We start from the raw sequence: 26,263 nt of genomic DNA on the forward strand, positions 1-26,263 counted from the left end.
CCCCCCCGGGGGGGGGGGCCCCCCGCTTCCCGGAGGCTCGGGGAGCGCTACGGTGATCCCGCAACTCCAGCATCATCCGCCCCCGAGCCCCCGAGGAACCCCGTGAAACTGCTCTTCCACACCGCGAACATCTACATGATCCTGGGCCTGGTCAGCGGCCTGTACTACCGCGAGCTCACCCACCTCACCGAGTTCGAGGGCGAGACGCGCCTCAGCGTCGTCCACACCCATGTGCTCGCGCTGGGCATGCTGTTCTTCCTCATCGCCCTCGCGCTCGAGAAGGTCTTCGCGCTCAGCGAGAGCCGCCTCTTCAAGTGGTTCTTCTGGGTCTACAACATCGGCCTGATCATGACGGTCGGCGTCCTGACCCTGCGCGGGACCCTCACCGTGCTCGACAACGAGCCGACCGGCGCCGCCGACTCCGCGCTCGCCGGCATCGCCGGGCTCGGGCACGTCGTGCTGACCGTGGGCCTCATCCTGTTCTTCCACACCATCGAGAAGCGCATCAAGGCCGAGAAGTCCGAGAAGGCGCCGGCCGAGACCGAACCGGCCGCGGTGTGAGCGGACGGGGCCGGAGGCGAGCGCCTCCGGCCCCGCTCGCTATGCGGCCTCGATGGTGAGCACGGTCTTGCCACGGGACTTGCCGGCCTTCAAGCGCGCCAACGCTTCCGCGGCGTCCTCGAGCGGGACCTCGTAGTCGATGCGCAGCCGCAGCTGGCCCAGCTCGACCGCTTCGGCGAGGGACGCGAGCGTCGCCGGCCTCGCGTTCGCGTAGAGGTTCGCGCCGCGCAGGCCGCGCGAGGCGAGCACTTCGGCGTCGACCGCGCCGTTCGAAGAGACGATGACGCCGTTCGGCTTGAGCAGCGCCGCGATCGGCTCGATCTCGCCCGGACCAGAGATGAGGTCCACAATGGCGTCGATGCCGCCGGGGTGGGCGAGGCGCACCTGATCGGCCGTGGGGCCGACGGTGAAGTCCACGGTCTCAGCAGCACCCAGTTCCCGCAGGTACGCGGCGGTCTCGGGGTCGGTCGTGCCGATGACGCGCACCCCCTGCGCGGCGGCGAGCTGCACGGCGGCCTGGCCGACCCCGCCCGAAGCGCCGTTGATGAGGAGCGTGGCGCCCGGCCCGATGCCGGTGCTCTCCACGAAGTCGTGGGCGGCCGCGCCCGCCGTGGGCAGCGCGGCGGCGGTGTCGAACGGGAGGTCGGCGGGCAGGCGGGCGAGCTTGGCGGCGTTCGTGATCGCGTACTCGGCGTAGGAGCCGCGGCCGTGCCGCACGTCCATGAACTGGCCGAAGACCCGCTCGCCGGGCTCGAACTCGACGCCCTCGCCCACGGCCGCGACGGTCCCCGCGCCGTCCGAGCCGAGCACGAGCGGGAAGGCGTGCTCGACCGAGTCGCGCATCGCGCCCTCGACGACCTTCCAGTCGAAGGGGTTCACACCGGCGGCGGCGAGCCGCACGAGCACTTCGCCCGGGCCGGGTTCAGGGACGGGCAGCTCGGCGAGGCTCGGTTCGGTATCGAAATCGGTGATTACGACGGCACGCATGGACATCCCTTCCGTTCCGCCCGAATCTACACCGGTCGTGAGTGCGGTTCAGGCGTTCGGCCCCGCGCCGCGCGGCCTTGTACGCTTCATCCTGGCTCTGCACAATAGAGCCTGGCACCCCAGGCCAGAGGCCGCAAAAGCCTCGAATGCCCGATCCCCTTGGAGGAGTTCACCATGCGCCCATGGATGGACCGCGCCATGCTGCGCGGACGAATCCACGGCCGCCTCATGCTCGTGCTCGTCGCGGTCGCCGTCCTCGTCTCGGCCCTCGCGGTCTGGCAGTTCAGCACCCTGCGCGACGACCACGACCCCGACCTCGCGCAGTTCGAGAACCAGGAGACCGCCGCCGCGGCCGCGAGCGACGCGACCGACCCGGACGCCGCCGAGGCGGCCACCCCGGACGGGCCCTCCCCCACGACGAGCGAGTCGCCCTCCGAGTCGGCGTCGGCGAGCGAGTCCGCGAGCGAACCGGCGGGGACCTCGGAGGCCGCCGCCAACGGTCCACAGTGCACGGCCTCGCTCACGCTCGACAACGAATGGGACCAATCGGTCTCGGTCACCGTGACCGTGGCCAACACCGGCGCCGACCCGATCGACGGCTGGGAGGTCCAGATCGGGATCAAGCACCTCACGGTGACCACGACCTGGGGCCTCTCCCACATCGAGGGCGAACGCTACGGCGACATCCTCCTCAACGCCGCCCTCGACACCGGCGCCAGCGTCGACGCGAGCTTCCAGGCGGACGTCCAAGGGCGGTACGAGATCCCGGAGACCGTGCCCTGCACGCCCGTCTAAGCCCGCGAGGATCGTCGGGTTGTGGTGCACGGGGAAGTTCACCGAGTTCGCGATGAAGCAGTCCCTGTTCGCGTCGTGGTGCAGCGCCATCGCGCGATCGGCCTTCTCGGGGTCGGCGATCGTCACCACGGGAGCCAGCGTCACCTCCGTGAAGCGCCCGCCGTTGCCGTCCTGGAGTATCGTGCCGGTCGCGGTGTCCTCGTACGAGATGACGACGATGCGTTCGAGCGCGCACAGCGCCAGGTACGTGAGCATGTGGCAGTCCGCGAGGCTCGCGACCAGCAGCTCCTCGGGGTTCCACCGCTCGGGCTGACCCCGGAACGCCGGGTCGGCGCTCGCCTGGATCACCGGCTTGCCCTCCACGACGAGGTCGTGGTCGCGCCCGTATTCGCGGTAGTTCACCGTGCCCTTGCCGGTATTGCCGGTCCAGCGCATCGTGACCTCGTAATGGTGCTCGCGGCCGCTCATGGCGCGCTCCTTCCGATCGCGGGGGTGGAGCCGAAAGCCTAACCGAGCGGCGAGCCGCACCGTCTCGCCAGCGGGCAACCGCTTCCACCAGTGGTGGTAGCGGCCGTACACCGCGGGGTCGCGGTCGGCGAGGAACGCCGCCAGCGCCTCGGCCTCGGCGGCGAGCCCGGCCCAGTCCTCGTCCGTGAGCGGCCGGAACGCGGTCGCCTCGATGCCTTCGGCGGTGGCGCGCCAGACGCCGGCGGCGCGGCCGTCGACGAGGATCATCGGCAGCACGTCGCCGTTGTTGCGGATCAGGGTGGTGCGCAGGTCGGCCGGGACGGTCCGGCTGCGGTCGAAATAGGCGAGGAACACGTTGTCCCACATGGCCATCAGGCGCGGCGGCGCGGGCGTCTCCGGGTCCGGGACCGTCGCGTCGGGCAGGTCGTAGAGCTTCTCGCCGTTCGGGCCTTCGTGCCGCTGCAGCCGGTCGCCGAGGGCCTTGACCGCGTGCGTCACCCTGCCGCGCTGGACCATCGCGAACTGGGCGACGTCCGCCACCGAGGCCGGGCCGAACCCGGAGAGGTAGCGCAGGATCAGGTTCTCGAGCGCCGCGTCGGCGGCGTCCCGGTCGCCGAGCGCGGGCCGGTCGGGCGCGGCGAGGTAGGCGACCTTCTCGTTGAACGTCCACGGGCCGCCGAGCGGCACGCGAAGCAGCGGCGCGTACTGGCGGATGCCCGGCCACACGGCCTTGGCGGTCTCGGCCCCGAGCCGGTCGGCGAGGCGGGCCTCGCAGTCGCGGGCGGCGCGGACCTCGGCGGCGAACTCGAGGATGTCGTCCGCGTACACGGCGGCGTCCTTCGCGGCGATGCCGGAGTCGGCGATGCGGCCGCCGAGCTTCGCGGCGTAGAGGGACGGCTCGGTGGCCTCGCGGAACGGACGGTACTCGTCGGCGGCGACCGCGTGCAGGGTCATGCGGATCGGGTTGCCGCGCACCAGGTCGTACGAGGTGAACGCGGCGTCGAGCTCGGTCGGGTCGAACCCTTCAACGCGGTTCCACAGTCCTATGTAGGGGGACGCGGGCGACTGGGCCTGGACGGCGACGGCCGCGCGCACGGCGGCGACGACGTCCCCGGGCTTGCGGCGCAGGAGCGACTGCCGGTCGAGGGTCGCCCGGTTCAACTGATCGGCGGTGAGCTGCACGGTGTCAGCGTCGCAGGTACTCGGCGAAGGACATCGGGGGCGTCCCGGTCAACCGCTCGACATCGCCGGGCGCGGCGGCGAAGCGGCCTTCGCGCACGGAGCGGAACATGCTGGCGTAGGCCTCGATCAGCCATGCCGGTTCGCCGTCCGCGGCGAGCATGGCGCGGTAGTCGGCGTCCTCGATCGGCCTGTACTGCAACGGTGTACCGAGCGCTGCGGTCGCGGCTGCGGCGATTTCGCCCCCGGTGAGGGCGGCGGGTCCGGTGAGGTCGATGACGCCTTGAGTGCGGGCGATCGCGGCCGCCGCCAACGCGCGGGCGACGTCGTCACGGGCGACGAGCGACGTGCCGGGGGCGCCGTCGCCGAGAGGGAGGGCGAGTTCGCCGGTGCGGGTCGCGTCGGCGAGCCAGGTCGAGGCGAAGAAGTCGGCGAAGACCGAGGTGCGGACAAGGCAGTGCGGGCGGTCGGCGAGGAGGGCTTCGGTCTCCTGGTGGCCGGGCGAGTAGTAGAAGCGCGAGTCGGGGGCGATGTCGAGGATGCTCGTGTAGATGATGTGGACGTCGGGTCCGCAGGCGGCGATGAGGTTGCGGTGGTGGCGGGCCATGGTCTCGGCGGTGCCGTCGCTGGAGACCATCACGAGCGTGTCCAGGCCGCGCAGGGCGTCGGCGAGGGACGCGGGGTCGTCGTAGTCGGCGCGGCGGGCGGCGACCCCTGCCGGGACGGCTTCAGGCCGGCGGGCCAGCGCGGCGACGTCGTCGCGTCCGGCGGCGAGAAGATGGCGGATCACGCCCGAGCCCACGCCGCCGGTCGCTCCCGTTATGCCGATCATGCCGTCTCCGTTCAGTGTTGAGTCCGGGTGCAAGTGTGCCCGGACGCCGGAGCCGGCATCGGCGGTGGGGGTCGGGGCCGGATCCTGGTAGTCCGACCCCGACGCCTCCGCGGGGATCAGGCTTTCGCGAGGTAGGCGAGGCACGAGTCGAGCAGCATCTGGCTGCCTTCCTTGGCCATGTCGTGCTCCTCTTTGGTGGCGCAGGTCTACGAGACGGTGAGCCGGGTGCGGCCCTCGCCGAGGTCGACCAGGTCCAGGCGCATGACCTCTTCGCCGCCGCCGGGGGTGTCCATGCCCATGACGAGCAGTTCGTTCTCCACGACCTCGATGTACCGGCCGGTGATCGGGAACTCCTGGCCGTCGGGGGTGACGACGGTGGCGGTGTATCGGCCGTCCGGCTTCGGGTCCATCGACACCGAGCCGGGCTTCGAGTAGCTCCACGCCTCGTAGGGCGCGTCCTCGGTCCACGCGGCCCAGACGGCGGCGACGGGGGCGTCGGCTTCGGCGGTGAGGCTGTAGGTGAGGTCGTCGGCGCTCATGGCTCGCTCCTTGGTTCGTGTGCTGCGGTGTATGCCCGTATAGACGAGCGGCCCGCGCTTGATTCATCGCGGCCGCCGAAGGAGTTTTTCGCGATCCCGGGGAGTGGTGCCCGTCTGGGAGAATCGGAGGCGGAGGTGCATCGATGGACGTCGAGATCACGATCAGCGGCACGGAGGACGCCCGCGGCGAGCTGATCGCGTTGCGGCAGTGGCTGATCCGGGAGGACGAGTACCGGGGCCGGGTCGACTTCGCGTCCGCGCAGCCCGAGGACGGCGAGCTCGGGGGCTTCCAGGAGCTGCTGCTGGCGGCGATCGCCGCCGGCGGGCTCGACGCCCTCGGCCGGACCATCGGGGTCTGGCTCCAGACCCGGAGGTCGGACATCACGGTCTCGCTGCGCGCCGACGGCACGGTCGAAGAGGTCAGCGCCAGCGGCCCGGCCGCGAGGATCGTGGCCGAAAGGCTCTTCGGGGACGCGGGGCCGAAGCCGATCGCCAAGGACGAGTAGGTGCGCTTTCCCGACGGCGCGAAGTCCCGAGCGCTGCTCATCGGCACCGCGACCTACTCGCATCTGGCCGAGGTGCCCGCTGTTCGCAACAACCTCCGCGACCTCAAGGCCGCGTTCGAGACGCACACCGGTCTGCGACCGGAGCACTGCCGACCGCTGCTCGATCCGCCCGATCTCCCGACCGTCGGGAGTGCGATCGACGCGGTCGTGCGCGAGGCCGAGGACCTGCTGCTCGTCTACTACAGCGGCCACGGCCTCATCGATGTCGACGGCTCGCTCCACCTGGCGCTGCCGCAGAGCGCCCAGGACGTCCTGCCCTGGATCAGCCTGCCCTTCGCGCATGTGCAGCGCGCGTTCCGGCAATCGCGCGCGAAGACGCGGGTGCTCATTCTCGACTGCTGCTACTCGGGCACGGCGACCGAGATCATGAGCAGTGCCGAGGAGGTTCTCAAGCGCCAGCTCAGAGTGGCCGGCACCTACACGCTGACCTCCTCGCCCGCCAACTCCCCGTCGCTCGCGTTCGCGGGCATGGACCACACCGCGTTCACCGGCGGACTCCTCCACCTGCTGAACGAGGGCAGCCCCCGGCCGGTGGACCTGCTGACCCTCCACGACCTCTATTACGACCTGGTCGAATACGCGGAGGAGAACGGCCTCCCCGAACCGCAGAAGCGCGGCACCCACACCGCCGACCGGCTCGCCCTCGCCCGGAACCGGCGGCGCTCGTCCCCGGCGCCTTCGGCCCTCCCCGGTTCCGCTCCCGTTGCGCGGCAGTCGGTGACGGACCAAGCGGTCGAACTCCCGCGGGCCCGGCCGGCCGCGAACCCGGTCATCACCTGGCAGGAGGTCCTCGAATCCAAGTTCACGACCGTGCGTCTGACCGAGGGGTACGACGAGGACGAGATCGACGAGTTCATCGACAAGGTGGTGGACGCCCTCGCGAAGGCCGAGCACGGCCCGCTGCCCGTGTCGGCCGACTTCGTCAGGAGCGCCGAGTTCACGACGACCCGCTTCAGGGAGGGCTACGACGTGAAGGAGGTCGATGCCCTCCTCGATCTGGTCGAGCTCGAATTCGCACGGCTCCAAGGGCTCAGCGACGAAGGCGGCCTAACCGCGTGAGGTGTGACCGGCTGGCGGGAAGGCGGTTGCACCGCGAGGCGGGGCGGGCGTAGGTTCGGGTTCGTCCATTGCATGGGAGTGGAGGTTCGGAGTATGGGAAAGACGTACGAGGCGATCGACGGCCGCCTGCGCGAGTTCATCGAGGCGCAGCCCGTCTTCTTCGTGGCGTCCGCGCCGCTCGCCGCCGACGGGCACATCAACCTCTCCCCCAAGGGCCACAACGGATCGCTGCAGGTGCTGGACGACCAGACCGTGGCGTACCTGGACTTCGGCGGCTCCCACGCCGAGACCCATGCGCACCTGCGCGAGAACGGGCGCATCACCCTCATGTGGTGCTCGTTCAGCGGCCCGCCGAACATCGTCCGCGTGCACGGCGACGGCGAGGCCGTGTACCGCGACGACCCGCGGTTCGAGGAGCTGATCCCGCTGTTCGCCGAGGCCGACGGGCCGGGCGTGCGGGCCGTCATCATCGTGCGGGCCAAGCTGATCACCGACACGTGCGGCTTCTCCGTGCCGCTCATGGACTACCGCGAGGAGCGGCCGCTGCTGCGGGAGTTCCTGGGGCGCAAGACCGATGAGGAGTTCGCCGCGTACTGCGAGTCCAAGGAGCACAACGCCACGAGCATCGACGGCCTGCCCGCGCTGCCGCTCCCGCTGCCGCCGCGCAAGAGCTGAACGACGCCGCAGGGCCGCACCGGATTCCGGTGCGGCCCTGCGGCTTTCACGCCTAGTCGACGATCGCGTCCAGGTCGATCGCGTCCTTCGCGGCGTCGGTGCGCGCGGTGCGCTCCTCCGGGGGCGTGCTCTGCGGGTCGAGCAGGGCCAGCGCCTGGTTGACCTCCACGAAGGGGCGCATGCGCCGCTCGTAGCGGGCGAAGGCCAGCTCGTGGTCCTCGGTGCGGCCGAGTTCGAGGGCGAGGACGTAGGCGCCGACGAGGGCGAGGCTGGTGCCCTGGCCCGAGAGGGGCGCGGCGCAGTGGGCGGCGTCGCCGAGGAGGGTGACGCGGCCTTCGGACCAGGTGTCCATCTTGATCTGCGCCATGGCGTCGAAGTAGAAGTGCTCGGCCTTCCACATCCGCTCGATGAAGCCGGGCACCTCCCAGCCGAAGCCGGTCAGGTGGTCGGCGATGAGCTGCTTCTGCGCGTTGACGTCCCGGTAGCCGTACTCGATCGGCTCGGGCGAGGCGAAGCCGAGGTAGATGCGCAGTTCGGCGTTCTCCCGCACCGTCATGACGGCGCCGCCGTCGGTGCCGTCGTTGAACCAGGTCTGCCAGTGGTCCATGCCGAGGTAGTTCTCCTCGGTGAAGACCGAGAGGTAGGTGCCGAGGTGGTGGCTGTACTGGACCTCGGGGCCGAAGACGAGCTTGCGGGTGTTGGAGTGGAGGCCGTCGGCGCCGACCACGAGGTCGAAGCGGCGCGGGGCGGCCTTCTCGAACTCCACCGTGACGCCGTCGGCCTCTTGGTGGACGGCGGTGATCGAGTCGCCGAAGAGGTATTCGACGCCTTCATTGCGGGCGTGGACGAGGTCGACGAGGTCTTCGCGGAGGATCTCGATGTCGTCGGAGTCGAGGCTGCCGGAGGAGAGCGCGAACTCCTCGGAGCGGAAGATCTCGTTGCCTTCGGGGTCGAGCATGTTCATGCCGTTGCTGTGGTTGGCGAGGGCGCGGGCCGAGGTCTCGAGTCCCATGCGGCGCAGGACAGTGAGGGCCGCGCCGCGGACGTCGATGGCCTGGCCGCCGCGGCGGAGCTGCGGGGCGCGTTCGACGACGACAGGGGTGAGGCCCTGTTCGCGGAGCCAGTAGGCGAGGGCGGTGCCGGCGACGCTGGAGCCTGAGATGAGGACGGTGGTCATGGGGTTCCTCCGGGATACGTTGTACTTGGCTGTCTGGAACCAACTTAGAAAACTTGGCCCTGACCTGCAAATACGTCCTCGAACTGCCCTAGTACAGGTGCCGCGCGGAGGAAGCTCCGGGGCTAGGATCTGTCGTAGTACAGACCGAGGAAGGGGCCGCAGTGCCTGAACCGACCGAGCCGCCTACAGCGCCTCCTTACGTGCGCATCGCCGCCGAGCTGAGCAGGCGGATCACCGACCGGGAGCTGGCTCCCGGCGACAAGGTGCCGTCGACGAGGCAGGTCGCCCAAGAATTCGGTGTGGCGCTTGCCACAGCGACGAAGGCGTTGGACGTGCTGCGGGCCGAGGGACTGGTGATCACACGTCCGCGCTCGGGCACGGTGGTCGCGCCGAGGCGCGGCAAGGCCGGCGAGCCGGCCGCGGAGCTCACCCGCGAGCGGGTCCTGGCGGAGGCGACCGCGATGGCGGATGCCGAAGGGCTGGAAGCGGTCTCGATGCGAGCGGTGGCGGGCCGGTGCGGCGTGGCGCCGATGTCGTTGTACCGCTTCGTGGAGGACAAGGACGATCTGGTGACCGCGATGGCCGACGCCGTGTACGGCTCGGCGGTGTTCGAGCGCGAACCGAACGCGCCGTGGCGGTCTCAGGTCGAGGCGTTGTGCCGCGAGCTGTGGCGGCTGCACCGCGCCCACCCGTGGCTCGGCCGCACCCAGCCGCTCACCCGGCCGCTGCCCCTGCCGAGCGTGATCCGCCTCGGGGACCGGCTGCTCGGCGCGCTCGAAGGGCTCGGCCTGCCGCCGAAGCTGCACTTCGACGTGCATGTGCTGCTCTTCAGCCACATCGTGGGCCTGGCCGCGAACTTCGAGGCCGAGGACGTGGCCGTCTCCGAGACCGGCCTCTCCTCCGAGGAGTGGACGGACCTCCACTACCAGCCGCGCATGGGCGACGACGCCTTCATGGCCGAGCACCCGCACTTCGCGAAGCTGTTCGGCCACTTCGGTTCCCTGCCGGACGGCTACGACCTCGACCTCGAAGGCCTCTTCGAGATGGGCCTCAGTCTGCTCCTGAACGGCGTGGAGATGATGGCCCGCCGCAACGGCGAGGTCTGACGGATCAGGCGAGTCCTTTGAAGAGGGACGCGTACGCGCGCTTCCAGTGCGCGTCCGCCTCTTCGACGTCGCCGAGCGCCCCGCGCAGTTCGAGGCTCGCGAGGCCGTGGGCCATCGCGTTGAGCTGCACGGCGATCGCGTACGGCTCGGCGGGGGCGAAGGCGCCGGCTTCGACGCAGCGGGCGCAGGCGGCGATGAGCGCGTCGAAGGTCGGCTGAATGCGGCGCCCGGCCTCGGCGTCCGGCCGGAACTCGGGCACCGGGCGGCCGAACATGAGTTCGTACAGGTGCGGATTGTCGCGCGCGTTGGCGCGGTACGCGTCGCCGAGGGCGAGCAGGTCCGCGGCGGGGTCGCCGGTGCGCGGCACGGCCGCGAAGGCCGCGGTGAGGCGGTCGAAGCCCTCGAGGAACATCTCCCGCACCAGGCCCGCCTTGTCGCCGAACAGGTTGTAGACCGCGGTGGTCGAGGTGCCCGTGGCCTGCGCGACCCGCCTGGTGCTGAGCGCGGCCGGGCCCTCCTCGGCGAGGAGCCGCCCGCCCGCGTCGATGAGTTCGCGGCGCAGCGTCTCGTAATCGCGTTTTCTCGGTCTCGGCATGTTGACAAGCGTATCGTAACGTGGTTACATAACAGTGTTACTAAACCAAGGAATTGGAGCACCCCATGTCTGAACTGCACGTCGTCCTCGGCGCCACCGGCGGCATCGGCAAAGCCGTCGTCGCCGAACTCACCGCCCGCGGACACGAAGTGCGCGCCGTGAGCCGCAACGCCGAAGGCCCGCAAGGCTTCAGGGCCGACATCACCACCGCCGAAGGCGCCCAGGCCGCCTGCGAGGGCGCGGCCGTCGTCTACCAATGCGCGCAGCCGCCCTACGCCGACTGGGCCGCGGAGTTCGTGGGCTTCACGGACACCGTCCTCACCGCGGTCGAGAAGTCCGGCGCGCGGCTCGTCGCGGCCGACAACCTGTACATGTACGGCCCGGTCGAAGCGCCCATGACCGAGGACATGCCGTACGCGGCCGCATTCCCCAAGGGCCGGGCCCGCGCCCGCGTCGCCGAGATGATCCTCAACGCCCACAAGGAGGGCCGCGTGCGCGCAACCCTCGGCCGCGCCTCCGACTACTTCGGCCCCGGCGGCGTCAACACCACCCTCGGCGCCACGGTCTTCGCCGCCGCCGCGGCCGGCAAGACCGCCCGCTGGCTCGGCGAGCCGGACGAGCTCCACACCGTCAACTACCTCCCCGACCTCGCCGCCGGCCTCGTCGCGTTGGGCGAGAACCCGAAGGCCGACGGCTACGCGTGGCACCTCCCCGTCGGCCCGCCCCTCACCGGCACCGAGTTCCTGGCGCTCGTCTGGCAGGCCGCCGGCGGCAAGCCGAAGAGCGCCTCGCTCGGCCGCGGCATGCAGCGCCTCATCGGCGCGTTCAACCCGATCGTCAAGGAGCTCGGCGAGACCTGGTACCAGCGCGACCGCGCCTTCGTCGTCGACGACACCGCGTTCCGCGCCGCCTTCCCGCAGCACGTCAAGGTGACCCCGCACGAGCGGGCGATCGCCGAGACCGTGGCCTGGTTCAAGCGACAGGCCTGATTCCCCCGAAACGCCCCAGACCGCCCGAATCCCTTCATAGACTGCGCACACTCACCGTCTGCATTGGAGGGGTCAATGACGCAGGACTACGGACCGGGCGCGCAGGTCACCATGCCCAGGGAGATGAACGGGGTCGCCATCGCGGCCTTCGTGCTCGCGATCGTCGGGCTGTGCAGCCCGCTGGGGATCCTCGGGCTGATCCTCGGCTACGTCGCGAAGAGCCAGATCAAGGCCCGCAACAACTCCGGCAGCGGCCTCGCCACCACGGCGATCGTCCTCGGCTGGATCAGCATCATCGCGTTCGCCGCGTTCATCATCGCCCTCATCGCGGGCGGCTGGGACGCGTGGATGGACCGCATGGACGACTACAAGAACGAATACAACTAGGACCGACCGACGCCACGAACCGAAGAGGTCCACTTGCAGACGCAACGCGCCTTCGCCAAGTCCATCACCGGCACCGCCACTGCCGCCACCGTCGCCGCCGCACTGCTCGCCTGGGCGCCCCAGGCCGCCGCGAACGAGACCCCGCAGTACCGCGCCGACCAGATCGCCCAACGCGAAGCGGCCGACGTCGTGCTCGTACCGGGCGAGACGAGCACGGTCGCGCACGCCGAGGCGGCCTTCATCAAGGTCCACTTCGACCGCGTCGCACTCGGCGAGCGGGACGCGCTCACCGTCGCGAGCCCGGACGGCGGCGAGTCCCACGAGTACGGCGCGGCCGACGTCGCGGACGGTGAGCTGTGGGCGCTCTCGATCGAGGGCGAGACCGCGGAGGTCACGCTCCACGACGCGGCCGACGGCGTCGCCGCCGCGGCTCACATCGCCGAGTATTCGCGCGGGCTCAACGACGCCCAGCTCGCGAGCCGCCCGAGCGAGACCCGGGCCGAGAGCATCTGCGGCGTGGACGACACGCGGAACGCCGTGTGCTACCGGGACTCCGACCCGGTCGCGTACGGCGCGAGCCATGCCGTCGCGCGCCTCATCATCGCCGGCGAGTCGTACTGCACCGGCTGGATCGCCGGGGACGACCGGCTCCTGACGAACAACCACTGCTTCGAGAACTCGGCCGAAGCGCGTGTGACCGAGGTGCAGTTCGGGTACGAGTGCGTCAGGTGCGCGGGCGGCAAGGTCCGCAAGCCGCTCAAGGTGAGCGGCGACCGGGTCCTGGCGACCGACTTCACGCTCGACTTCACGCTGTTCACGGTGGCCGAGCCGGAGCGGATCGCGCACCTGCCCGCGCTGCCGCTCAGTGCCGATCCGGTTGGGCTGCACGACAAGATCTACATCCCGGAGCACCCGGGCGGGAAGCCGCTGCGGATCGCCTCGTCCAGTACGTCCGAGCCGGACGGGCTCGGGTCCCGCTGCGTGGTCGGGGACGAGCGGCACCGAGGACGCGGCGCGGGCACCGATTTCGCGTACCTTTGCGATACCGAAGGCGGTTCGTCGGGCTCACCGGTGATCAGCCGGGCGACGGGGAAGGTGGTGGGCCTCCACCACTTCGGAGGGTGCCCGAACCAGGCGGTGCGGATGGATCGGATCTATCCGCTCATCGCGGCGTATCTGACCTGATGGGAGCCGAGCGTGGCCGAGGACCACACCGAGGAGGCCGCGCCTCCTGAGCGGCGCGGCGGCGCACTGCGCCTCGTGCGATGGATCGTGGCGCTGCTCGCCTGCGTCCTCGGGGTCGTGGCCGTCACCGGTGCGGTGGCGGCCTATTACGCGCGCCTGGAACTGCTCGACACGGACCGGTTCACCGAGCTCACTGCCGATATCGCCGAGGACGAGCAGGTCCAGGCCGGGATCGCTTCGCTCATCACCGCGCAGATCGACTCGGCGCTCGACGTGGACAAGATCGAGGCGGACGTGAGCTCGTCGCTCGGCACCGGGACGCCCCCGGCCGCGATCGAGTCCTTGGTGGACTCGGCGGTGGAGACCCTGAAGGGGTACATAGCGAGCGAGGTCGAGAAGTTCGTGGCGAGCCCGCAGTTCCTCGAGGTGTGGGACGCGGCCGTGAGCGAGGCGCACAGCTCGCTCGTCTCCGCGCTCGAAGGCGAGAACAGCGGGGCGCTCAAGGCCGAGGGGAACACGCTCACGCTGGACCTGGGGCGGGTCGTGGCGATCGTCAAAGAGCGCATGGTGGACGCCGACGTGAAGCTGGCCGGGAACATCCCCGAGGTCGAAGCCGATTACGTGCTGGTCGACTCGGAGCAGGTGCCCGAGCTGCAGAGCTATGTGGACCGGCTGAACCGGGCCGCCGACTGGCTGCCGTGGATCGCCTTGGGGCTCTTGGTGGTCGCCTTCGTGCTCATCCCCCGCCGGTGGATCGCGGCGCTGGTCGTCGGCGCACTCGGCGCGGTCCTGGCGGGCGCGGCGCTGTGGGCGATCGGGGAGGGCAGGACGGTGTTCGTCTCGCGGGCGCGCGATGCCGCGTTCGCGCCGGTCACGTACGACGCTTTCACCGACCAGCTCACGGCGACGTACGTCGTCATGCTCGGGATCGCGCTGGTGCTGGCGCTCGTGGCGGTCGGGGCGCTGCTGCTGCGCCGCAAGCGCACTCGGGCGCAGGGCACTGAGGTTTCAGGCACTGAAGCGTGAGTTCCCCTTGCCCCGCATGTCGCCGCGGGGCAAGGGGAGGCCTTTAAGCGGCGGGGCTGCACTTCGGAGTGATGCCGAACTTGTAGCCCTTCGCGGCGAGCTGCGGCAGCGCGATCTCGAGCGCCCGCACGGTCTGCGAGCGGTCGCCGCCGCCGTCGTGCATCAGCACCACGTCGCCGGGGGTGGCGCCGAGCAGGACGTCGACGATCGCGTTCACGCCGGGCCGGGACCAGTCCTTGGTGTCCTCGTTCCACATCTGCCGCTGGAGGCCCGCGGCGGTGATCGCGCTGGTCACCTCGGCGTTGTAGGCGCCGTACGGCGGGCGGAAGCAGTTCACTTCGGCCCCATAGCTTTCCAGCAGGTTCTGGGTGGAGTTGATCTGCGCGTCCATCTGGGCGCGGGTCAGGGTGGTCATGTCCGGGTGGTCCCACGAGTGGTTGCCGAGCGCGTGGCCGGCGGCCAGGACGGCCCGGGAGCGGGCGGGGTCGCGCTGGGCGTTCTGGCCGAGCTCGAAGAACGTGGCCTTGGCGTGGTTCTTGGCGAGGACTTCGAGGATCGCGTCCGTGTAGGAGCCGCCGGGGCCGTCGTCGAAGGTCAGGAAGATGGTGCCGTTCCAGGGGTCGTCGGCCTGGACGGCCGCTTGAGCGTCGGCGCCCTGGGTAGCCGGGTCGGTGGCGTCCCGTGCCGCAGCCGGGGCGGCGAGGAGGAGGGAGCCGAGGACCGCCACTGCGGCGGTCGCCATGAGGCGAAGATGTTTCATCCGCACATCGTGGCGTGGAATCCCTTGTGGTGCAACGAGGGAATTCTCACCTAAGCGGCTTGTGCCCCAAGGCAACCGATCTGCGGGCCAAAGGCGTATCAGGCCCCGGGGAGCTCCCCGCCCCGCTCGGCCGCGGCGGCCACGGCCGCGCGGATCGCCTCGTCCACATTCGACTCGTCGAGCGATTCGAGCGCGGCCTCGGTGGTGCCGCCGGGGGTGGCGATGCGTTCGAGGAGCGCGCCGGGCGGCTCGTCCGAGTCCTGCAGGTGGAGGCAGGCGCCGAGGAGCATCTGGTCGACCAGGACGCGCGCGGCGACCGGTTCCATGCCGCCGTCGATCGCGGCGTTCGTCATCGAGTCGGCGAGGTAGTAGAGGAACGCGGGGCCCGAACCGCCCACGGCCGTAATGAGATCCATCATGGACTCGTCCGCGATCACGGTGACCCCGATGCGGTCGAAGAGGTCCTCGATCTCGGTCAGGTCGGTGCCCTCGGGCGCGGCCAGCGCGGTCGCGGCCTGGCGGGCGCGGGCGGCGATGTTCGTCATGGCGCGCACGGCGGTGATCCCCTCGGGGAGGCGTTCGGCGAGCTTGGCGAGGGGGACGCCGGCGGCGAGGGAGACGACGACCGTGTCCGGTTCGAGGTGGGGGCCGATTGCGGAGAGGAGGGGGCCGACGGCGACGGGCGGGACGGCGACGAGCACGACGTCGGCTTCGGTGACGGCGTTCTGGTTGTCCGTGCCGACCTCGATGCCGTAGGCGTCGGCGAGGTGGGCGGCGCGTTCGGCGGGCAGGGCGGTGGCCCAGATCTGGGCGGGCGGGAGCCCGGAGTCGATGAGCCCGGCGAGCACGGCCTCGCCGAGATGGCCGACGCCGAGCAGCGCGATGTCCATGTCCTCACCTCCGTGTCAGCGCCTCACAGCCCGAAATCTACGGGCCGAGCCGAAAGGCTACCGGGATTCGGGAGGATTCGCTCCTCCGCAGGCGTCCCGCATGACCGTGAGGTACCGGTCGTTGGCGCGGGTCTGGAGGAACCGCGTGACGGGCGCGCCGAGGCGGGTCACGAGCGTGCCGGGGACTGAGAAGGAGCGGACGGTGAACCTGGTGCGGTTCGGGCCGAGCGGTTCGAGCAGGAAGGACGCTTCGCCGCGTTCGAGGTGGCCGGGCCGGGTGCCGTAGCCGAAGCCGACGAGTTCGGGGGTCTCCTCGGTCCAGACGACCTGGCAGGGCAGGCGCACGCCGAGGTACCGGAGGGCGAATTCGGCGCCGGGGGTCGCGCGTGGGACGTCCGATTCGGGGCGCAGGCCGCAGCGGGCTTGGAGTCCGAAGGTCATGACGATCTCGGCCGCCGTGGCGAGCGGCGTGTCGAGGTCGGTGGTGAGCTCGAGGTGGCGGTAGCCGGCCGGGAGGTCGCCGGTGCGGGTCGCGCCGACTTCGGGGTAGTTGACGCCGAGGTCCACGGTCAGTCCATTTCCGGGTTGAGGGCCTGGAAGAGCAGGTGGTCCTGCCATTTCCCGGCGATCTTGAGGTAGGCGGGGGCCATGCCGATCGGCTCGAAGCCGTTGCGCTGCAGGACTTTCTGCGAGGCGTGGTTGTGGAGGAGGGTTTCGGCCTGGACGCGGAAGAGGCCGAGCCGTTCGAAGGCGACCGCTTTGGCGAGGCGCACGGCCTCGGTCGCGACCCCGCGCCCGGCGGCGGACTTCGCGACCCAGTACCCGGTGCTGCAGGAGCGGAAGTAGGGGCCGCGCACGATCGAGTTGAGGAAGATCTGGCCGACGAAGCGGCCGTCGTCCTCGATCGCGTAGGTGAGCCCGGTGCCCGCATCGGCGCGGCCGAACGCGGCCTCGATCTCGATGCGCACGCCCGCGGCGGTGTACGCGGCCTCGCCCCGGTCGGGCTCCCAGGGGGCGAGGTAGTCGCGGCCTTCGCGGCGCAGGGCCGCGATCGGTTCGGCGTCGGCGAGCGCGATGGGGCGGATGGTGATCATGGCTTGATTCTGCCGGGTCGCGCGCGCCCGATGGGTACAGGTGTCGGATATCGACCGACCCCGATGGGAGCGCGTTTGCGGCATACTGATCTGCATCCGCACCGGAACCACCCTGCGACGACACCCTCCACGGCGACAAGGCAACGGAGCCTCCAGGGCTCGACGACGAATCTCCTCCGCCCGGCTTCTCCGCTGCGCCGAACCACTCCGGACGGCACAGGAATGAGGACGTCCTCAGGCGCCGCAGGGTGAGCCGGGCACTCGTCGGCGGGGAGCCGGCGGTCCTCCTCATGGCCTTCGCCGCCGGGGTGGTCGTCGAACGGCATGAGAAGCCGGCCGGGTGCCCCGATCCGGTGGAGCTCACGGTGCTCGTGCCGGTCGACGGCGCAGCGGGGTTCCAAGCGGCCGTGGACGAGTTCAACCACGATCGGGTCGATCCTGCGGCGCAACGACGAGTTCGCCCCGGGCATCGATGCAGCTCGCCTCGTACGAGGGCTTCACCGTGAACGGCTGGAAGTACCTGCCGGCCAACGGGATCGCCTCGAAGCCGGACGAACCTCCGAACGACTGAGCCGCCGAGTGCCTCAGCCGCGCAGGTCGAGGGTGTGCCAGTCGAGGACGCGGCCGTCGGGTTCGCTGCGGCACTGGAGGAACGTGAACCCGGCGCGGGCCGCGACCGCCGCCGAGCGGGTGTTCTCCGGCTCGCAGCGGATGACGGCCTCGGTGCAGCCGATCGAAGCCGCGTACGCGCAGGCCAGGCGTACCGCGCGTGTGGCCAGGCCCCGGCCGCGCCACTGCGGGTAGAGCCCGTACGCGAGGTTCGTCTGGCCCTCGCGCAGGTAGTACATGTCGGTCTGGACGTCCACGGTCCCCGCGAGTTCGAGGGCCGGGCCGACGCGGATCCCGAAGTTGTGGAAGGGCCCGCCGGCGCGCCACCAGCGCGCGCAGCAGTCGAGGTAGTCGCGCAGGCCCTCGGGGGTGGCGGGGTCGCCGCTGAGCCAGCGCACCAGCTCCTCGTCCTCCCCCGCGTAGTGGTCCGCGAAGTCGGCGGGCCCAAGCGGGGAGAGCGTGACCGTGCCGTCGGTGAGCGCCTCGTCCATACCCACCAGCTTTTCGCAGTCCGAGCCCTCCCGCAACGGATTCAGCGGGTGCGGCGCAGCGCCCACCAGCCCAGCGCGACGACCAGGAGGGTCGCGGCGGTGTTGTGGGCGTACTTGGCGAACGGGTCGACGTCGCCGATCGGGATCGCGAGGAACCCGGTGAGGGCCTGCGAGAGCAGCGCCCCGACCGCGAGCGCGGTGACCTGGCGGCGGCCCCACGCGGTCGAACGCGCGAAGTACGCGGCTCCGAAGCCCATGGCGCCCAGCACGATCACGGTAATCGCGACGCCGGTCCAGGTCTCGTACAACCCGAACGAGAACACTGCGACCGCCGAGGCCGCGACGATCGACCACACAGGAGGAATGCGGCGTTCAATGCTCGCCGCCTTCCTGCGGCCGAGCAGGAACGCGAACCCGATGAGGACGAGAGCGACCGCACCGGCGCCCGCGAGCTGCCCGGCCGAGGCGTGATCGGTCTCGGTCTTGTAATGCCAGGCGAGGACCGTCCAAGCGCCCGCGGCATACAAGACCACCGTCACAACCAGGCCGAACGGCCGCAGCCACGGGCGGTCGGCGAGGCGCGGGGCGAGGCCTTCGACGAGCGCGATCGGCGCGGTGAAGCTCATGATCATGTGCCCGAGCACGAACGTCAGCGCCGACGAGGCCGCGAGCCCGAACGCGGGGATCCAGGTCGACCCGACCAGGTCCTGCCAGTAGTCGATGTCGCGGTAGTCCTGGGAGAACATCGACTGGTCGATGATCCCCGCCTGCAGGACGCCGAGCGCGGCGGCGACGGCGAGCACGCCGCCCCAGCCGAGGCCGAAGCGGCGCGCGGCCTCGCGCAGGAGCAGCGCGGGCGCGCCGTACAGCGGGATGAAGATGAAGAGCCCGGAGAGCAGCGCGAGCGGGTCCCCGGTGGTGTCGTCGTAGCCGACGAGGCTCTCGGCCGCGATCGGCGAGAACACGAGAAGGGCGAGCACGGGCAGCAGCCGGACCGGCCCGAGCCGCTGCGGCGCATCGACAGTGGTGGTTTCCATGCCTTCGACGCTAAGTCCGCAGGCGAGCCCGGCGCATCAGTGCAAGGTCGCGAACGACGAATCCAAGGCATCGCATTGCGCTCCGCTTGCCCGACCGAGGGACCGACCAGGCTGACGAAAGTATCGGATCGGGCGGCGCTTGTCGCCTCTCGACTCCTGAGCGGATAGGTTCGGGCCCATGAGCGGCGAAGGAACGAGGCGCGGCGCGCGCGGCCTGGCGGTGGACCTCGGCGTGCTCGCGATCGGCGTGTTCGCGTGGCTGTCCATCGCCGGGGAGCGCCTGAACGGCCAGATGCCTTCACCGCCTTGGCTGTTCGACCTGGACATGGCCACCGGTCTGCTCGCGCTGCCCCTGCTGTGGCTGCGGCGACGCTGGCCGACGCAGGCGGCCGTGGCGCTCATCGTCGCCTCGACGTACGCGGAGACCGTCGCGTTCCCGCTGGTCGTCATGCTCTTCTCGGTGGTCGTGCGGCGGTCCCTGCGCACGGCGGCGTGGGTGTTCGCGGGCGCGTTCGCCGCCGGGGTCGTGTACATGTTCCTGCGCCCCGGCGAGATGAGCGTGCCCGGTTCGCTCGGGTTCTCGCTGGCCCTGCTCGCGGCGACGGCGGGCTGGGGCATGTTCGTGCGGTACCGCCGCCAACTGCAGGCCCGTGCGGCCCAAGCGGAACGCGACGAACGCGAACGGGCCCGCCAGCGGGCGCGCGACGAACTCGCGCGCGAGCTGCACGACATGCTCGGCCACCGACTCTCCCTCCTCAGCCTCCACGCGGGCGGCATGGAGTACCGCCCCGACGCTCCCGCCGAGGAGCTGACCCGCGCGGCCGGGGTCGTGCGCGAGCAGTCCCAGCTCGCGATGCGCGATCTGCGCGAGATCATCGCGATCCTCCGCGCCCCGATCGGCGAACTCCCGCAGCCGACCATGGCCGACCTGCGGGCCCTCGTCGAGGAAGCCCGGCCCGCGATGCGCATCGAACTGCACGAACGAGTCGAAGGCGAGGTCCCCGAGCGCTCCGGACGCACGGCCTACCGCATCGTGCAGGAGGCATTGACCAACGCCCGCAAGCACGCCGAAAATGCACCCGTCGAGATCACTGTGGACGGCCAGGCCGAGGACGGCCTCAACATCACCGTCGTCAGCGGCTCCGGCCGCGACACCGGGCCCGGCTCGGGCCACGGCCTCATCGGCCTGGAGGAACGCGCCGCGCTCGCGGGCGGGCGACTCGAATACGGTTCGACGGCCGATGGCGGCTGGCGGGTCCACGCGTGGCTACCCTGGACCGCATGAGCGAACAGCCCTCCGTGAAGATCCTGGTCGTGGACGACGATCCACTGGTCCGCGCCGGACTCCGGATGATCCTCGGCGGTGCCGGAGACCTCGACGTGGTCGGCGAAGCCGGCAGCGGCACCGACGTCCCGGCCCTCGTGGCAAGGCTGCGGCCCGACGTGGTCCTGATGGACCTCCACATGCCCGGGGTCGACGGTCTGACCGCGACCGAGCGGCTGCGAGCGGTCCCGAACGCACCGGAAGTCCTGGTGCTCACGGCATTCGAGGCCGACGGCCACGTTCGCCGCGCCCTCCGGGCCGGCGCGGGCGGCTTCCTACTCAAGGACACCCCGCCCGCAGAGATCGTGGCGGCGGTCCGGCGGGTCGCCGCTGGCGAGCCGGTCCTATCGCCGGAGGTGACGCGGCGACTGATCGGCATCGTCACCGACGGAGCGCCGACCGACAAGCGCGGCGAAGCCCGGAAACGCCTGGGCGCGTTGAACACCCGGGAGACGGAGGTCGCGATCGAAGTCGGGCGAGGCAGCTCGAACGCGGAGATCGCCGCGGCCCTCCATCTGAGTGTCCCGACCGTGAAGACCCACGTCTCGGCGGCGCTCAGCAAACTCGACCTGAACAACCGAGTCCAACTCGCACTCCTCGTCCACGACGCGGGCCTCGCCGATTAGAAGCGACGCAGCTTCGGCACCTACCAGTGCTCCTTCCATTGCACCTCCTTTCCGATACAGCAGCGACTGGATCGCACTGACAACGGGTGTGCCCCAACCAGACAAACACCCCGATCACTCCTCCCCTCCGGTCGATGGTCTCGTTGCCCCCCTGCGGAACAGCATTCCAACAGAGCGATCCTTGCAATGCGGACTGGCTGTGGGGCGGTCCGCATTCGACTGGTCTCCCGCGCAGACCTCGACGGGTCTCGCTCAGGCCTACGCAGGCCTCGACGGTCGCTCCAATCGTCGTCGTGTGCCTCGTTCCGGACACTGTCGCGGCCGAGGTGATCCCGACCAACGATCTCCCACCCAGCACGCCCCCTTTCGCAGGGCCGTGGTCCGCTGTGGAACCCGATAGCACGAAGAGACTGAGCTGACGAGACTCGGGAAAATCATCCGGTTTGGGTTTCGGCCAGAGGCTTGGCGTAGTCTGCGTGCACCTACTCGCCACCTGTACGTTTTCCGTATCCCTGTGCGTACATCAATCATCCCCCGCACAGCCCCAGGCCGTCATCACCCACAGGGGTACAAGACCCTCACATTAGCCCCAACCCCACTGCACCCCAAGGGAACAGCCAACACCGGCCCCCGCGGTCGGGAGTGTCGCCCACCCCGCCCCGCGCCGCCCCGCCCCGCCCCGCCCCCAACCAACCTCGCTCCGGGCATGAACCGTCCCCGAGTCCCACCTCTTCGCTGCCCGGTTTGACCTGAAGCAAGACAGACCCGGCCGCCAATCCGGCCTGGGTCCAGAGCCGGCGCAGGCGACCCTCGGCCTAAGGCCGGCGCAAGCGGGCCGGGGCCTAGGGCCGACGCAGCCGGGCTGCAAGGAATGAAGGCCGGTCGTTGAGCCTCGCGAACGCCTCCGGGTCGACCGTCTCGAGTTCGGGCACCGGGCGGGGCTCGACCAGCTTCTCAAGGCTGAACCCCGCCTCGAGCAGATCGCCGATGAACCCTTCAACCGTGTTGCGCTGGAAGTGGATCGACGGCAGATCCCCGGTCAGATGAAGGTCGACCCACTCCTCCGAGAAGTACGAGCCGCCGAAGTGCTTCCAGTCGGCGGCAGGGTGCGTGGTCGAGATCAGGAAGCGACCGCCCGGCTTGAGGACCCTGAAGATCTCGTCGAGGAGGCCGGCACGGTCGCGGATGTGGTGGACGACGAGGGCGCTGAGGACCGTGTCGAAGGAGGCGTCCTCGGCGAAGTCGAGCGGCAGTTCCAGATCATGGACGCGCAGCTCGGCACGGTCGCCGACCCGCTCCTTCGCGTGGGCGATGAGCTCAGCGCTGCCGTCGACGCCCACGACCTCGGCGCCCCTTTCAACGAGCGCCGCCGCGTAATGCCCTGGGCCGCAACCGACGTCGAGGAGGCGCTGCCCCGCGACGTCACCGGCGAGGGCGAGCATGGCGGGCCGGTCGATGTAGGCGTTGTACGCCCCGGTCGCGGAATGGGCGGCGAAGGCGTCGCCGAGCGCGCCGTGGTAAGCGGTGTCTCGAGGCATCCGGACAGTATCCGGGGACCGGGCCGCGCCGCGCCACCGCTTTCCGAGCACCTGCATCCGGCCTCGCCGTGGTCGCGGGGCCGTCTCGCCCCGCCTTCGACCCCGGTGACCGGGACATTGTCCAACCGGTGGAAAAAGGGTTTGGTCTGGCCGCCCGGGGCCGGTAGCGTTCACACGCGCATTCCCCCATACCGAAAGAACCAGCTGATGGCACGCTTCACTCCCCCTCGGGACCCGGGCGGGCCCCTCGCACACCCGAAACCGGCCGTCGCGGTCATCGGCTGGCTCTTCCGGTCGCAGTGGCGGATGCTCGCGATGAGCACGCTCGTCTCGTTCGCGTTCCTCGGCGGCCAGCAGTTCGTGCCCTATGTGGTCGGACGAGCGGTGGACGAGGGCCTGGTCGGCGGCGACCGCGCCGCGCTCTACTGGTGGTCGGCGGGGCTCATGGCCTGCATCGGGCTCGCCACGGTCACCGGCGTCGCCAGCTTCTACTACATGATGTACACCGCCATGGACACCGACTTCCGGGTTCAGCGGCGTCTCGTGGACACGGTCGTCGCGGTCGGCTCGCGCATCAAGTCCCGGGCGGACGCGGGCGAGCTCGTGGCCATCTCGGCGGCGGACGCGAACGCGCTCAGCTCGGTCTCGATGATGTTCGGCCGCTTGGCGTCCGCGCTCCTCGCGTTCATCCTCGCCCTCTCGATCCTCGCGACCCTCTCGTGGTGGTTCGTGCTCGCCGCCGGCGTCGGCGTCCCGGCCATGTTCATGCTCCTGCGCCCGCTGTTCCTGCGGCTCGAAGCGCGCGGGCGCGAGTTCCGCTCGCGCATCGGCGAGCAGACCGGCATCGGCACGGACGCCGTCGCGGGCCTCCGGGTCCTGCGCGGCATCGGCGGCGAAGCGCACTTCATCGACCGGTACAAGACCGCCTCCCAGGCCTCCCGCGACGCCGGGGTCCGGGTGCGCCGCACGGCCGCCGGGCTCGAGTTCGCGCGCCTCGCCCTCCCTGGCACGCTGCTCGTTCTGGTCCTGTGGATGGGCGCGGAGATGACCCTCAACGGCACCATCACCGCCGGCGAGTTCGTGGCGCTCTTCGGCTACCTCGTCGCCCTCACCCGCCCCCTCGGCTACACCATCCAGGGCGTCGACGCCCTCACCCGCGCGATCGTCGCCTCCGGGCGGTTCCAGAAGCTCCAGGACGAGCACCCCGAGCCCGAACCCGAGGACGAGACCCCTTGGCCCGCAGGCGAGACCCTGCACGACCCGGCCAGCGGCACCACCATCGAACCGGGCCTCATCACCGGGATCGTCATCGGGGACGGCAAGGGCGCGACCGAACTCCTCGACCGCCTCGCCGGCTACTCGGAGACCGGCGAACCCGCCCGCATCGGCTCGATCCCGTTGGACGCCTTCAACACCGCCACCGTGAGGCGGCACGTGCACCTCCTCGAAGCCCGCGCGCAGCTCTTCAGCGGTCCCCTCCGCGACCAGCTCGACGTCGACGGGCGCCGCACCGACGCCGACATCATGCACGCCCTCCACACCGCCTCCGCGGTCGACATCGTCGGCGTCGACCCCTCCCTCATCGAGAACGACGAGGTCCCCACCAGCGGATACGACCTCGAAACCGTTGCGGGCGAACGCGGCCGCAACTTCTCCGGCGGCGAACGCCAGCGCCTCATCCTCGCCCGCGCCCTCCTCGTCGACCCCGAGATCCTGGTCCTCGACGACCCTGCCAGCGCGTGCGACGCGCAGACCGAGGCCCGCATCGCCGACCGCCTCGCCCGGCACCGGCGCGGCCGGACCACGGCGATCCTGACCAACTCCCCGCAGCTCCTGGCCGTCTGCGACCGGGTGCAGTTCCTTGGTGAAGACCTCGCCACCGGGACGCACGCCGAGCTGCTGCACCAGGCCGAGTACCGAGAGGCGGTCACCCGATGAGCCGCGCGACCCTTCCCATCGCCACCCCGGCCGAGACGCGCAGGTATCTGCGGGAGCTCGTGGGCCGTCACCGTCTGCGCTTCAGTCTTGTTGTGGCCCTGACGATCGGCGCGGCACTTGCGGGCATGTCGACGCCGTACATCGTGGGGATCATGACGGACGCGTTCGCGTCCTGGGCGCGCGACGGCGCCGGGGACCCGGGCGCGGACCTGCGCTGGCAGATCCCGTTGATCCTCGCGGCGGTCCTCGCGCAGGCGGCGCTGACGTGGGCCTCGTACCGGAACCTCGCGGTGCTCTCGGAGCAGATCGTGGCGGACGTGCGCGAGGAGTTCATGGAGCGCACGCTCGCCCTCCCGCCCGGCCAGGTGGAGGCCGCCGGGACCGGGGAGTTGCTGTCCCGCACGAGTCTCGACGTGAACCAGGTGCAGTACTCGCTGGTGCAGGCCGCGCCGCAGTTCTTCACGGGCATGGTCACGGTGCTCGTGTACGTGGCGGGGGCGTTCCTGGTCTCGCCGGTGCTGGGCGCGGCGATCCTGGTGGCGGTGCCGCCGATGATCCTGATCCTGCGCTGGTATTTCAAGCGCGCGTTCAACATCTTCCATGATGTGCAGGCTGCGAAGGCCGATATGACGTCGGCGGTCGCCGAGACCATCGACGGGGTCAAGACCGTCGAAGCGCTGGGATGGCAGTCCCGCCGGGTCGCGCACACCGACCGCGCGGTGGACCGGCTGTTCGGTGCGCAGATGCGGTCGATGCGGTTGCGCGGCACGCTGTTCCCGGTGCTGGACTTCTCGGCGTTCCTGCCGTGCTTCACGGCGCTGCTGCTCGGCGGCGTGCTCACGGCGACGGGCTATCTGACGATCGCGCAGACGACCACGGTCGTGCTCATCATGCAGCTCGCGGTAGCGCCGGCGATCGAGATGATCCTCTCGCTCGAGTGGGTGCAGAACGGCACGGTGTCGCTCGCGCGGCTCATCGGCGTGCGCGGCGAGCAGGCCGAGGGCGGGGACGCGAAGCCCGACCGCGAGGAGGACGCGATCATCGAGCTTAAGGGCGTGAATTTCGGTTACACGCCTGAGAAGCCGGTGCTGAGGGACGTCGACTTCGCGCTGCGGCGGGGCGAGCGCCTGGCGCTCGTGGGCCCGACCGGCGCGGGGAAGTCCACATTGGCGCGGCTGATGGCGGGCATCCACCAGCCCGACGAGGGCACGGTCCGCGTGGGCGGCGCGGAGACGCGCGAGATCAACGAGACCCTGTTGCGGCGCTTCGTGATCCTCGCGACCCAGGAGTACCACCTGTTCAACGACACGCTCGGCTCCAACCTCCGCCTCGGCGCGCCCGGGGCCACCGACGAGCAGTTGCAGGAGGCCCTCGACGTGGTCGGCGCGGGCGATCTCCCCGACCGCCTGGAGGACGGCCTCGACACGGTGGTCGGCGGCCGCGACCACGCCCTCACCCCGGCCGAGGTCCAGCAGGTCGCGCTCGCCCGCGTCATCTTGGCCGCGCCCGAGGTGATCGTGCTCGACGAGGCCACCTCGATGCTGAGTCCCAACGCCGCCAGCGACATCGAGCAGGGCCTCAACCGGATCCTCGCCGGCCGAACGGTCGTCAGCATCGCCCACCGCCTCAACACCGCCCACGACGCCGACCGCGTCGCGGTCGTGGAGCACGGCCGCATCACCGAACTCGGCTCGCATGACGAACTCCTCGAGAAGGGCGGGGCCTACGCGGCCCTCTGGCAGCGCTGGCACGGGTGATCCGCCGCTCGTGTCGCATTCGAGTTCATGCCTGAGCGGGTGCTCACCGAGCGGGCGCGGGAGATGACCTCCC

At 70.7% G+C, this 26,263-nt stretch carries 26 protein-coding genes and 2 pseudogenes; 14 read left to right on the forward strand and 14 right to left on the reverse strand.

Annotated elements, in window-relative coordinates; genetic code table 11:
• Window positions 1-102: 102 nt before the first annotated feature.
• Window positions 103-561 carry a DUF2871 domain-containing protein gene (locus tag O2L01_RS22225; protein WP_270124222.1) on the forward strand — a complete coding sequence of 153 codons (459 nt, stop codon included), beginning with the start codon at window positions 103-105 and terminating at the stop codon, window positions 559-561.
• Window positions 562-600: 39 nt separating this feature from the next.
• Here O2L01_RS22225 and O2L01_RS22230 read toward each other — a convergent pair whose 3' ends face one another.
• A complete protein-coding gene (locus O2L01_RS22230; protein WP_270124223.1) occupies window positions 601-1,548 on the reverse strand; it encodes an NADP-dependent oxidoreductase in 948 nt (315 codons plus the stop codon).
• A gap of 228 nt (window positions 1,549-1,776) precedes the next feature.
• Between O2L01_RS22230 and O2L01_RS25795 the strand changes: the two genes are divergently transcribed.
• Entirely contained in the window at window positions 1,777-2,343 is a 567-nt protein-coding gene (locus O2L01_RS25795; RefSeq protein WP_374727661.1) for a cellulose binding domain-containing protein, read from the forward strand.
• A 9-nt stretch (window positions 2,344-2,352) separates the two neighbouring features.
• Here O2L01_RS25795 and O2L01_RS25800 read toward each other — a convergent pair.
• The 4 genes and pseudogenes from O2L01_RS25800 to O2L01_RS22245 all read right to left on the reverse strand — a co-directional run.
• Window positions 2,353-2,811 (reverse strand): annotated as a pseudogene (locus O2L01_RS25800) (OsmC family protein); the annotation flags it as partial.
• A 144-nt stretch (window positions 2,812-2,955) separates the two neighbouring features.
• Window positions 2,956-3,993: pseudogene (locus O2L01_RS25805) on the reverse strand (winged helix DNA-binding domain-containing protein); the annotation flags it as partial.
• 4 nt (window positions 3,994-3,997) lie between these two features.
• Window positions 3,998-4,822, reverse strand: a complete 825-nt coding sequence (locus O2L01_RS22240; protein ID WP_270124225.1) for an NAD(P)H-binding protein — start codon at window positions 4,820-4,822, stop codon at window positions 3,998-4,000.
• Window positions 4,823-5,028: 206 nt separating this feature from the next.
• A complete protein-coding gene (locus O2L01_RS22245) occupies window positions 5,029-5,361 on the reverse strand; it encodes an SRPBCC family protein (RefSeq protein WP_270124226.1) in 333 nt (110 codons plus the stop codon).
• Window positions 5,362-5,504: 143 nt separating this feature from the next.
• On the opposite strand from O2L01_RS22245, the gene O2L01_RS22250 reads away from it, so the two are divergent.
• From O2L01_RS22250 to O2L01_RS22260, 3 genes are all read left to right on the forward strand, one after another.
• On the forward strand, window positions 5,505-5,867 hold the full coding sequence (locus O2L01_RS22250) for an effector-associated constant component EACC1 (protein ID WP_270124227.1): 363 nt from the start codon (window positions 5,505-5,507) through the stop codon (window positions 5,865-5,867).
• The gene (locus O2L01_RS22255; protein ID WP_270124228.1) at window positions 5,868-6,986 is read left to right on the forward strand and encodes a caspase, EACC1-associated type; all 1,119 of its coding nucleotides are present in this window, start codon (window positions 5,868-5,870) and stop codon (window positions 6,984-6,986) included. It abuts the gene before it with no gap.
• Window positions 6,987-7,079: 93 nt separating this feature from the next.
• Window positions 7,080-7,661, forward strand: a complete 582-nt coding sequence (locus O2L01_RS22260; RefSeq protein ID WP_270124229.1) for a pyridoxamine 5'-phosphate oxidase family protein — start codon at window positions 7,080-7,082, stop codon at window positions 7,659-7,661.
• 52 nt (window positions 7,662-7,713) lie between these two features.
• On the opposite strand, the gene O2L01_RS22265 is transcribed toward O2L01_RS22260, so the two are convergent.
• Window positions 7,714-8,838 (reverse strand): FAD-dependent monooxygenase, encoded by a 1,125-nt coding sequence (locus O2L01_RS22265; protein WP_270124230.1) that lies wholly within the window; start codon window positions 8,836-8,838, stop codon window positions 7,714-7,716.
• Window positions 8,839-8,999: 161 nt separating this feature from the next.
• On the opposite strand from O2L01_RS22265, the gene O2L01_RS22270 reads away from it, so the two are divergent.
• Window positions 9,000-9,944 carry a GntR family transcriptional regulator gene (locus tag O2L01_RS22270; protein ID WP_270124231.1) on the forward strand — a complete coding sequence of 315 codons (945 nt, stop codon included), beginning with the start codon at window positions 9,000-9,002 and terminating at the stop codon, window positions 9,942-9,944.
• Window positions 9,945-9,948: 4 nt separating this feature from the next.
• Here the strand turns inward: O2L01_RS22270 and O2L01_RS22275 are convergent, their stop codons facing one another.
• The gene (locus O2L01_RS22275; protein ID WP_270124232.1) at window positions 9,949-10,539 is read right to left on the reverse strand and encodes a TetR/AcrR family transcriptional regulator; all 591 of its coding nucleotides are present in this window, start codon (window positions 10,537-10,539) and stop codon (window positions 9,949-9,951) included.
• 65 nt (window positions 10,540-10,604) lie between these two features.
• Here O2L01_RS22275 and O2L01_RS22280 point away from each other — a divergent pair, with 65 nt between their 5' ends.
• The 4 genes from O2L01_RS22280 to O2L01_RS22295 all read left to right on the forward strand — a co-directional run bounded on the left by O2L01_RS22280 (window position 10,605) and on the right by O2L01_RS22295 (window position 14,126).
• Complete coding sequence (locus tag O2L01_RS22280) at window positions 10,605-11,528, forward strand: NAD-dependent epimerase/dehydratase family protein (RefSeq protein ID WP_270124233.1); 924 nt, start codon at window positions 10,605-10,607, stop codon at window positions 11,526-11,528.
• Between the two features lie 75 nt (window positions 11,529-11,603).
• The gene (locus O2L01_RS22285; RefSeq protein WP_270124234.1) at window positions 11,604-11,915 is read left to right on the forward strand and encodes a DUF4190 domain-containing protein; all 312 of its coding nucleotides are present in this window, start codon (window positions 11,604-11,606) and stop codon (window positions 11,913-11,915) included.
• A 33-nt stretch (window positions 11,916-11,948) separates the two neighbouring features.
• The gene (locus O2L01_RS22290; protein WP_270124235.1) at window positions 11,949-13,100 is read left to right on the forward strand and encodes a trypsin-like serine peptidase; all 1,152 of its coding nucleotides are present in this window, start codon (window positions 11,949-11,951) and stop codon (window positions 13,098-13,100) included.
• 12 nt (window positions 13,101-13,112) lie between these two features.
• Complete coding sequence (locus O2L01_RS22295) at window positions 13,113-14,126, forward strand: hypothetical protein (protein ID WP_270124236.1); 1,014 nt, start codon at window positions 13,113-13,115, stop codon at window positions 14,124-14,126.
• A gap of 43 nt (window positions 14,127-14,169) precedes the next feature.
• Here the strand turns inward: O2L01_RS22295 and O2L01_RS22300 are convergent, their stop codons facing one another.
• From O2L01_RS22300 to O2L01_RS22325, 6 genes are all read right to left on the reverse strand, one after another.
• Window positions 14,170-14,886 (reverse strand): polysaccharide deacetylase family protein, encoded by a 717-nt coding sequence (locus O2L01_RS22300; RefSeq protein ID WP_270124237.1) that lies wholly within the window; start codon window positions 14,884-14,886, stop codon window positions 14,170-14,172.
• A gap of 98 nt (window positions 14,887-14,984) precedes the next feature.
• A complete protein-coding gene (gene proC, locus O2L01_RS22305; protein WP_270124238.1) occupies window positions 14,985-15,776 on the reverse strand; it encodes a pyrroline-5-carboxylate reductase in 792 nt (263 codons plus the stop codon).
• Window positions 15,777-15,833: 57 nt separating this feature from the next.
• A complete protein-coding gene (locus tag O2L01_RS22310) occupies window positions 15,834-16,343 on the reverse strand; it encodes a DUF1990 family protein (RefSeq protein ID WP_270124239.1) in 510 nt (169 codons plus the stop codon).
• A gap of 2 nt (window positions 16,344-16,345) precedes the next feature.
• Entirely contained in the window at window positions 16,346-16,870 is a 525-nt protein-coding gene (locus O2L01_RS22315) for a GNAT family N-acetyltransferase (RefSeq protein ID WP_270124240.1), read from the reverse strand.
• A gap of 584 nt (window positions 16,871-17,454) precedes the next feature.
• Window positions 17,455-17,970, reverse strand: coding sequence for a GNAT family N-acetyltransferase (locus O2L01_RS22320; RefSeq protein WP_270124241.1), 516 nt, complete (start codon window positions 17,968-17,970; stop codon window positions 17,455-17,457).
• Between the two features lie 41 nt (window positions 17,971-18,011).
• Window positions 18,012-19,007, reverse strand: coding sequence for a hypothetical protein (locus O2L01_RS22325; RefSeq protein ID WP_270124242.1), 996 nt, complete (start codon window positions 19,005-19,007; stop codon window positions 18,012-18,014).
• 178 nt (window positions 19,008-19,185) lie between these two features.
• Between O2L01_RS22325 and O2L01_RS22330 the strand changes: the two genes are divergently transcribed.
• Entirely contained in the window at window positions 19,186-20,292 is a 1,107-nt protein-coding gene (locus O2L01_RS22330) for a sensor histidine kinase (protein WP_270124243.1), read from the forward strand.
• Window positions 20,289-20,957, forward strand: coding sequence for a response regulator transcription factor (locus O2L01_RS22335; RefSeq protein ID WP_270124244.1), 669 nt, complete (start codon window positions 20,289-20,291; stop codon window positions 20,955-20,957). The genes O2L01_RS22330 and O2L01_RS22335 overlap by 4 nt, the downstream gene beginning before the upstream one ends.
• Window positions 20,958-21,799: 842 nt before the next feature.
• Here the strand turns inward: O2L01_RS22335 and O2L01_RS22340 are convergent.
• Window positions 21,800-22,495 (reverse strand): class I SAM-dependent methyltransferase, encoded by a 696-nt coding sequence (locus O2L01_RS22340; RefSeq protein ID WP_270124245.1) that lies wholly within the window; start codon window positions 22,493-22,495, stop codon window positions 21,800-21,802.
• A gap of 207 nt (window positions 22,496-22,702) precedes the next feature.
• Here O2L01_RS22340 and O2L01_RS22345 point away from each other — a divergent pair, with 207 nt between their 5' ends.
• Together O2L01_RS22345 and O2L01_RS22350 are read left to right on the forward strand one after the other, a co-directional pair.
• Window positions 22,703-24,433, forward strand: a complete 1,731-nt coding sequence (locus O2L01_RS22345) for an ABC transporter transmembrane domain-containing protein (RefSeq protein ID WP_270124246.1) — start codon at window positions 22,703-22,705, stop codon at window positions 24,431-24,433.
• Entirely contained in the window at window positions 24,430-26,190 is a 1,761-nt protein-coding gene (locus tag O2L01_RS22350) for an ABC transporter ATP-binding protein (protein ID WP_270124247.1), read from the forward strand. The genes O2L01_RS22345 and O2L01_RS22350 overlap by 4 nt, the downstream gene beginning before the upstream one ends.
• The last annotated feature ends 73 nt before the right edge of the window (window positions 26,191-26,263 follow it).

It is taken from the genome of Glycomyces lechevalierae, assembly GCF_027622945.1.
GTDB lineage: Bacteria > Actinomycetota > Actinomycetes > Mycobacteriales > Micromonosporaceae > Glycomyces > Glycomyces rutgersensis.

What these genes read in the sequence shown, in the direction of transcription:
- O2L01_RS22230 (WP_270124223.1), bottom strand. Translation starts at nt 1,548, where the DNA reads ATGCGTGCCGTCGTAATCACCGATTTCGATACCGAACCGAGCCTCGCC.
- O2L01_RS25795 (WP_374727661.1), top strand. Translation starts at nt 1,777, where the DNA reads ATGCTCGTGCTCGTCGCGGTCGCCGTCCTCGTCTCGGCCCTCGCGGTC.
- O2L01_RS22240 (WP_270124225.1), bottom strand. Translation starts at nt 4,822, where the DNA reads ATGATCGGCATAACGGGAGCGACCGGCGGCGTGGGCTCGGGCGTGATC.
- O2L01_RS22245 (WP_270124226.1), bottom strand. Translation starts at nt 5,361, where the DNA reads ATGAGCGCCGACGACCTCACCTACAGCCTCACCGCCGAAGCCGACGCC.
- O2L01_RS22250 (WP_270124227.1), top strand. Translation starts at nt 5,505, where the DNA reads ATGGACGTCGAGATCACGATCAGCGGCACGGAGGACGCCCGCGGCGAG.
- O2L01_RS22260 (WP_270124229.1), top strand. Translation starts at nt 7,080, where the DNA reads ATGGGAAAGACGTACGAGGCGATCGACGGCCGCCTGCGCGAGTTCATC.
- O2L01_RS22265 (WP_270124230.1), bottom strand. Translation starts at nt 8,838, where the DNA reads ATGACCACCGTCCTCATCTCAGGCTCCAGCGTCGCCGGCACCGCCCTC.
- O2L01_RS22275 (WP_270124232.1), bottom strand. Translation starts at nt 10,539, where the DNA reads ATGCCGAGACCGAGAAAACGCGATTACGAGACGCTGCGCCGCGAACTC.
- O2L01_RS22280 (WP_270124233.1), top strand. Translation starts at nt 10,605, where the DNA reads ATGTCTGAACTGCACGTCGTCCTCGGCGCCACCGGCGGCATCGGCAAA.
- O2L01_RS22285 (WP_270124234.1), top strand. Translation starts at nt 11,604, where the DNA reads ATGACGCAGGACTACGGACCGGGCGCGCAGGTCACCATGCCCAGGGAG.
- O2L01_RS22300 (WP_270124237.1), bottom strand. Translation starts at nt 14,886, where the DNA reads ATGAAACATCTTCGCCTCATGGCGACCGCCGCAGTGGCGGTCCTCGGC.
- proC (WP_270124238.1), bottom strand. Translation starts at nt 15,776, where the DNA reads ATGGACATCGCGCTGCTCGGCGTCGGCCATCTCGGCGAGGCCGTGCTC.
- O2L01_RS22315 (WP_270124240.1), bottom strand. Translation starts at nt 16,870, where the DNA reads ATGATCACCATCCGCCCCATCGCGCTCGCCGACGCCGAACCGATCGCG.
- O2L01_RS22320 (WP_270124241.1), bottom strand. Translation starts at nt 17,970, where the DNA reads ATGGACGAGGCGCTCACCGACGGCACGGTCACGCTCTCCCCGCTTGGG.
- O2L01_RS22325 (WP_270124242.1), bottom strand. Translation starts at nt 19,007, where the DNA reads ATGGAAACCACCACTGTCGATGCGCCGCAGCGGCTCGGGCCGGTCCGG.
- O2L01_RS22330 (WP_270124243.1), top strand. Translation starts at nt 19,186, where the DNA reads ATGAGCGGCGAAGGAACGAGGCGCGGCGCGCGCGGCCTGGCGGTGGAC.
- O2L01_RS22335 (WP_270124244.1), top strand. Translation starts at nt 20,289, where the DNA reads ATGAGCGAACAGCCCTCCGTGAAGATCCTGGTCGTGGACGACGATCCA.
- O2L01_RS22340 (WP_270124245.1), bottom strand. Translation starts at nt 22,495, where the DNA reads ATGCCTCGAGACACCGCTTACCACGGCGCGCTCGGCGACGCCTTCGCC.
- O2L01_RS22345 (WP_270124246.1), top strand. Translation starts at nt 22,703, where the DNA reads ATGGCACGCTTCACTCCCCCTCGGGACCCGGGCGGGCCCCTCGCACAC.
- O2L01_RS22350 (WP_270124247.1), top strand. Translation starts at nt 24,430, where the DNA reads ATGAGCCGCGCGACCCTTCCCATCGCCACCCCGGCCGAGACGCGCAGG.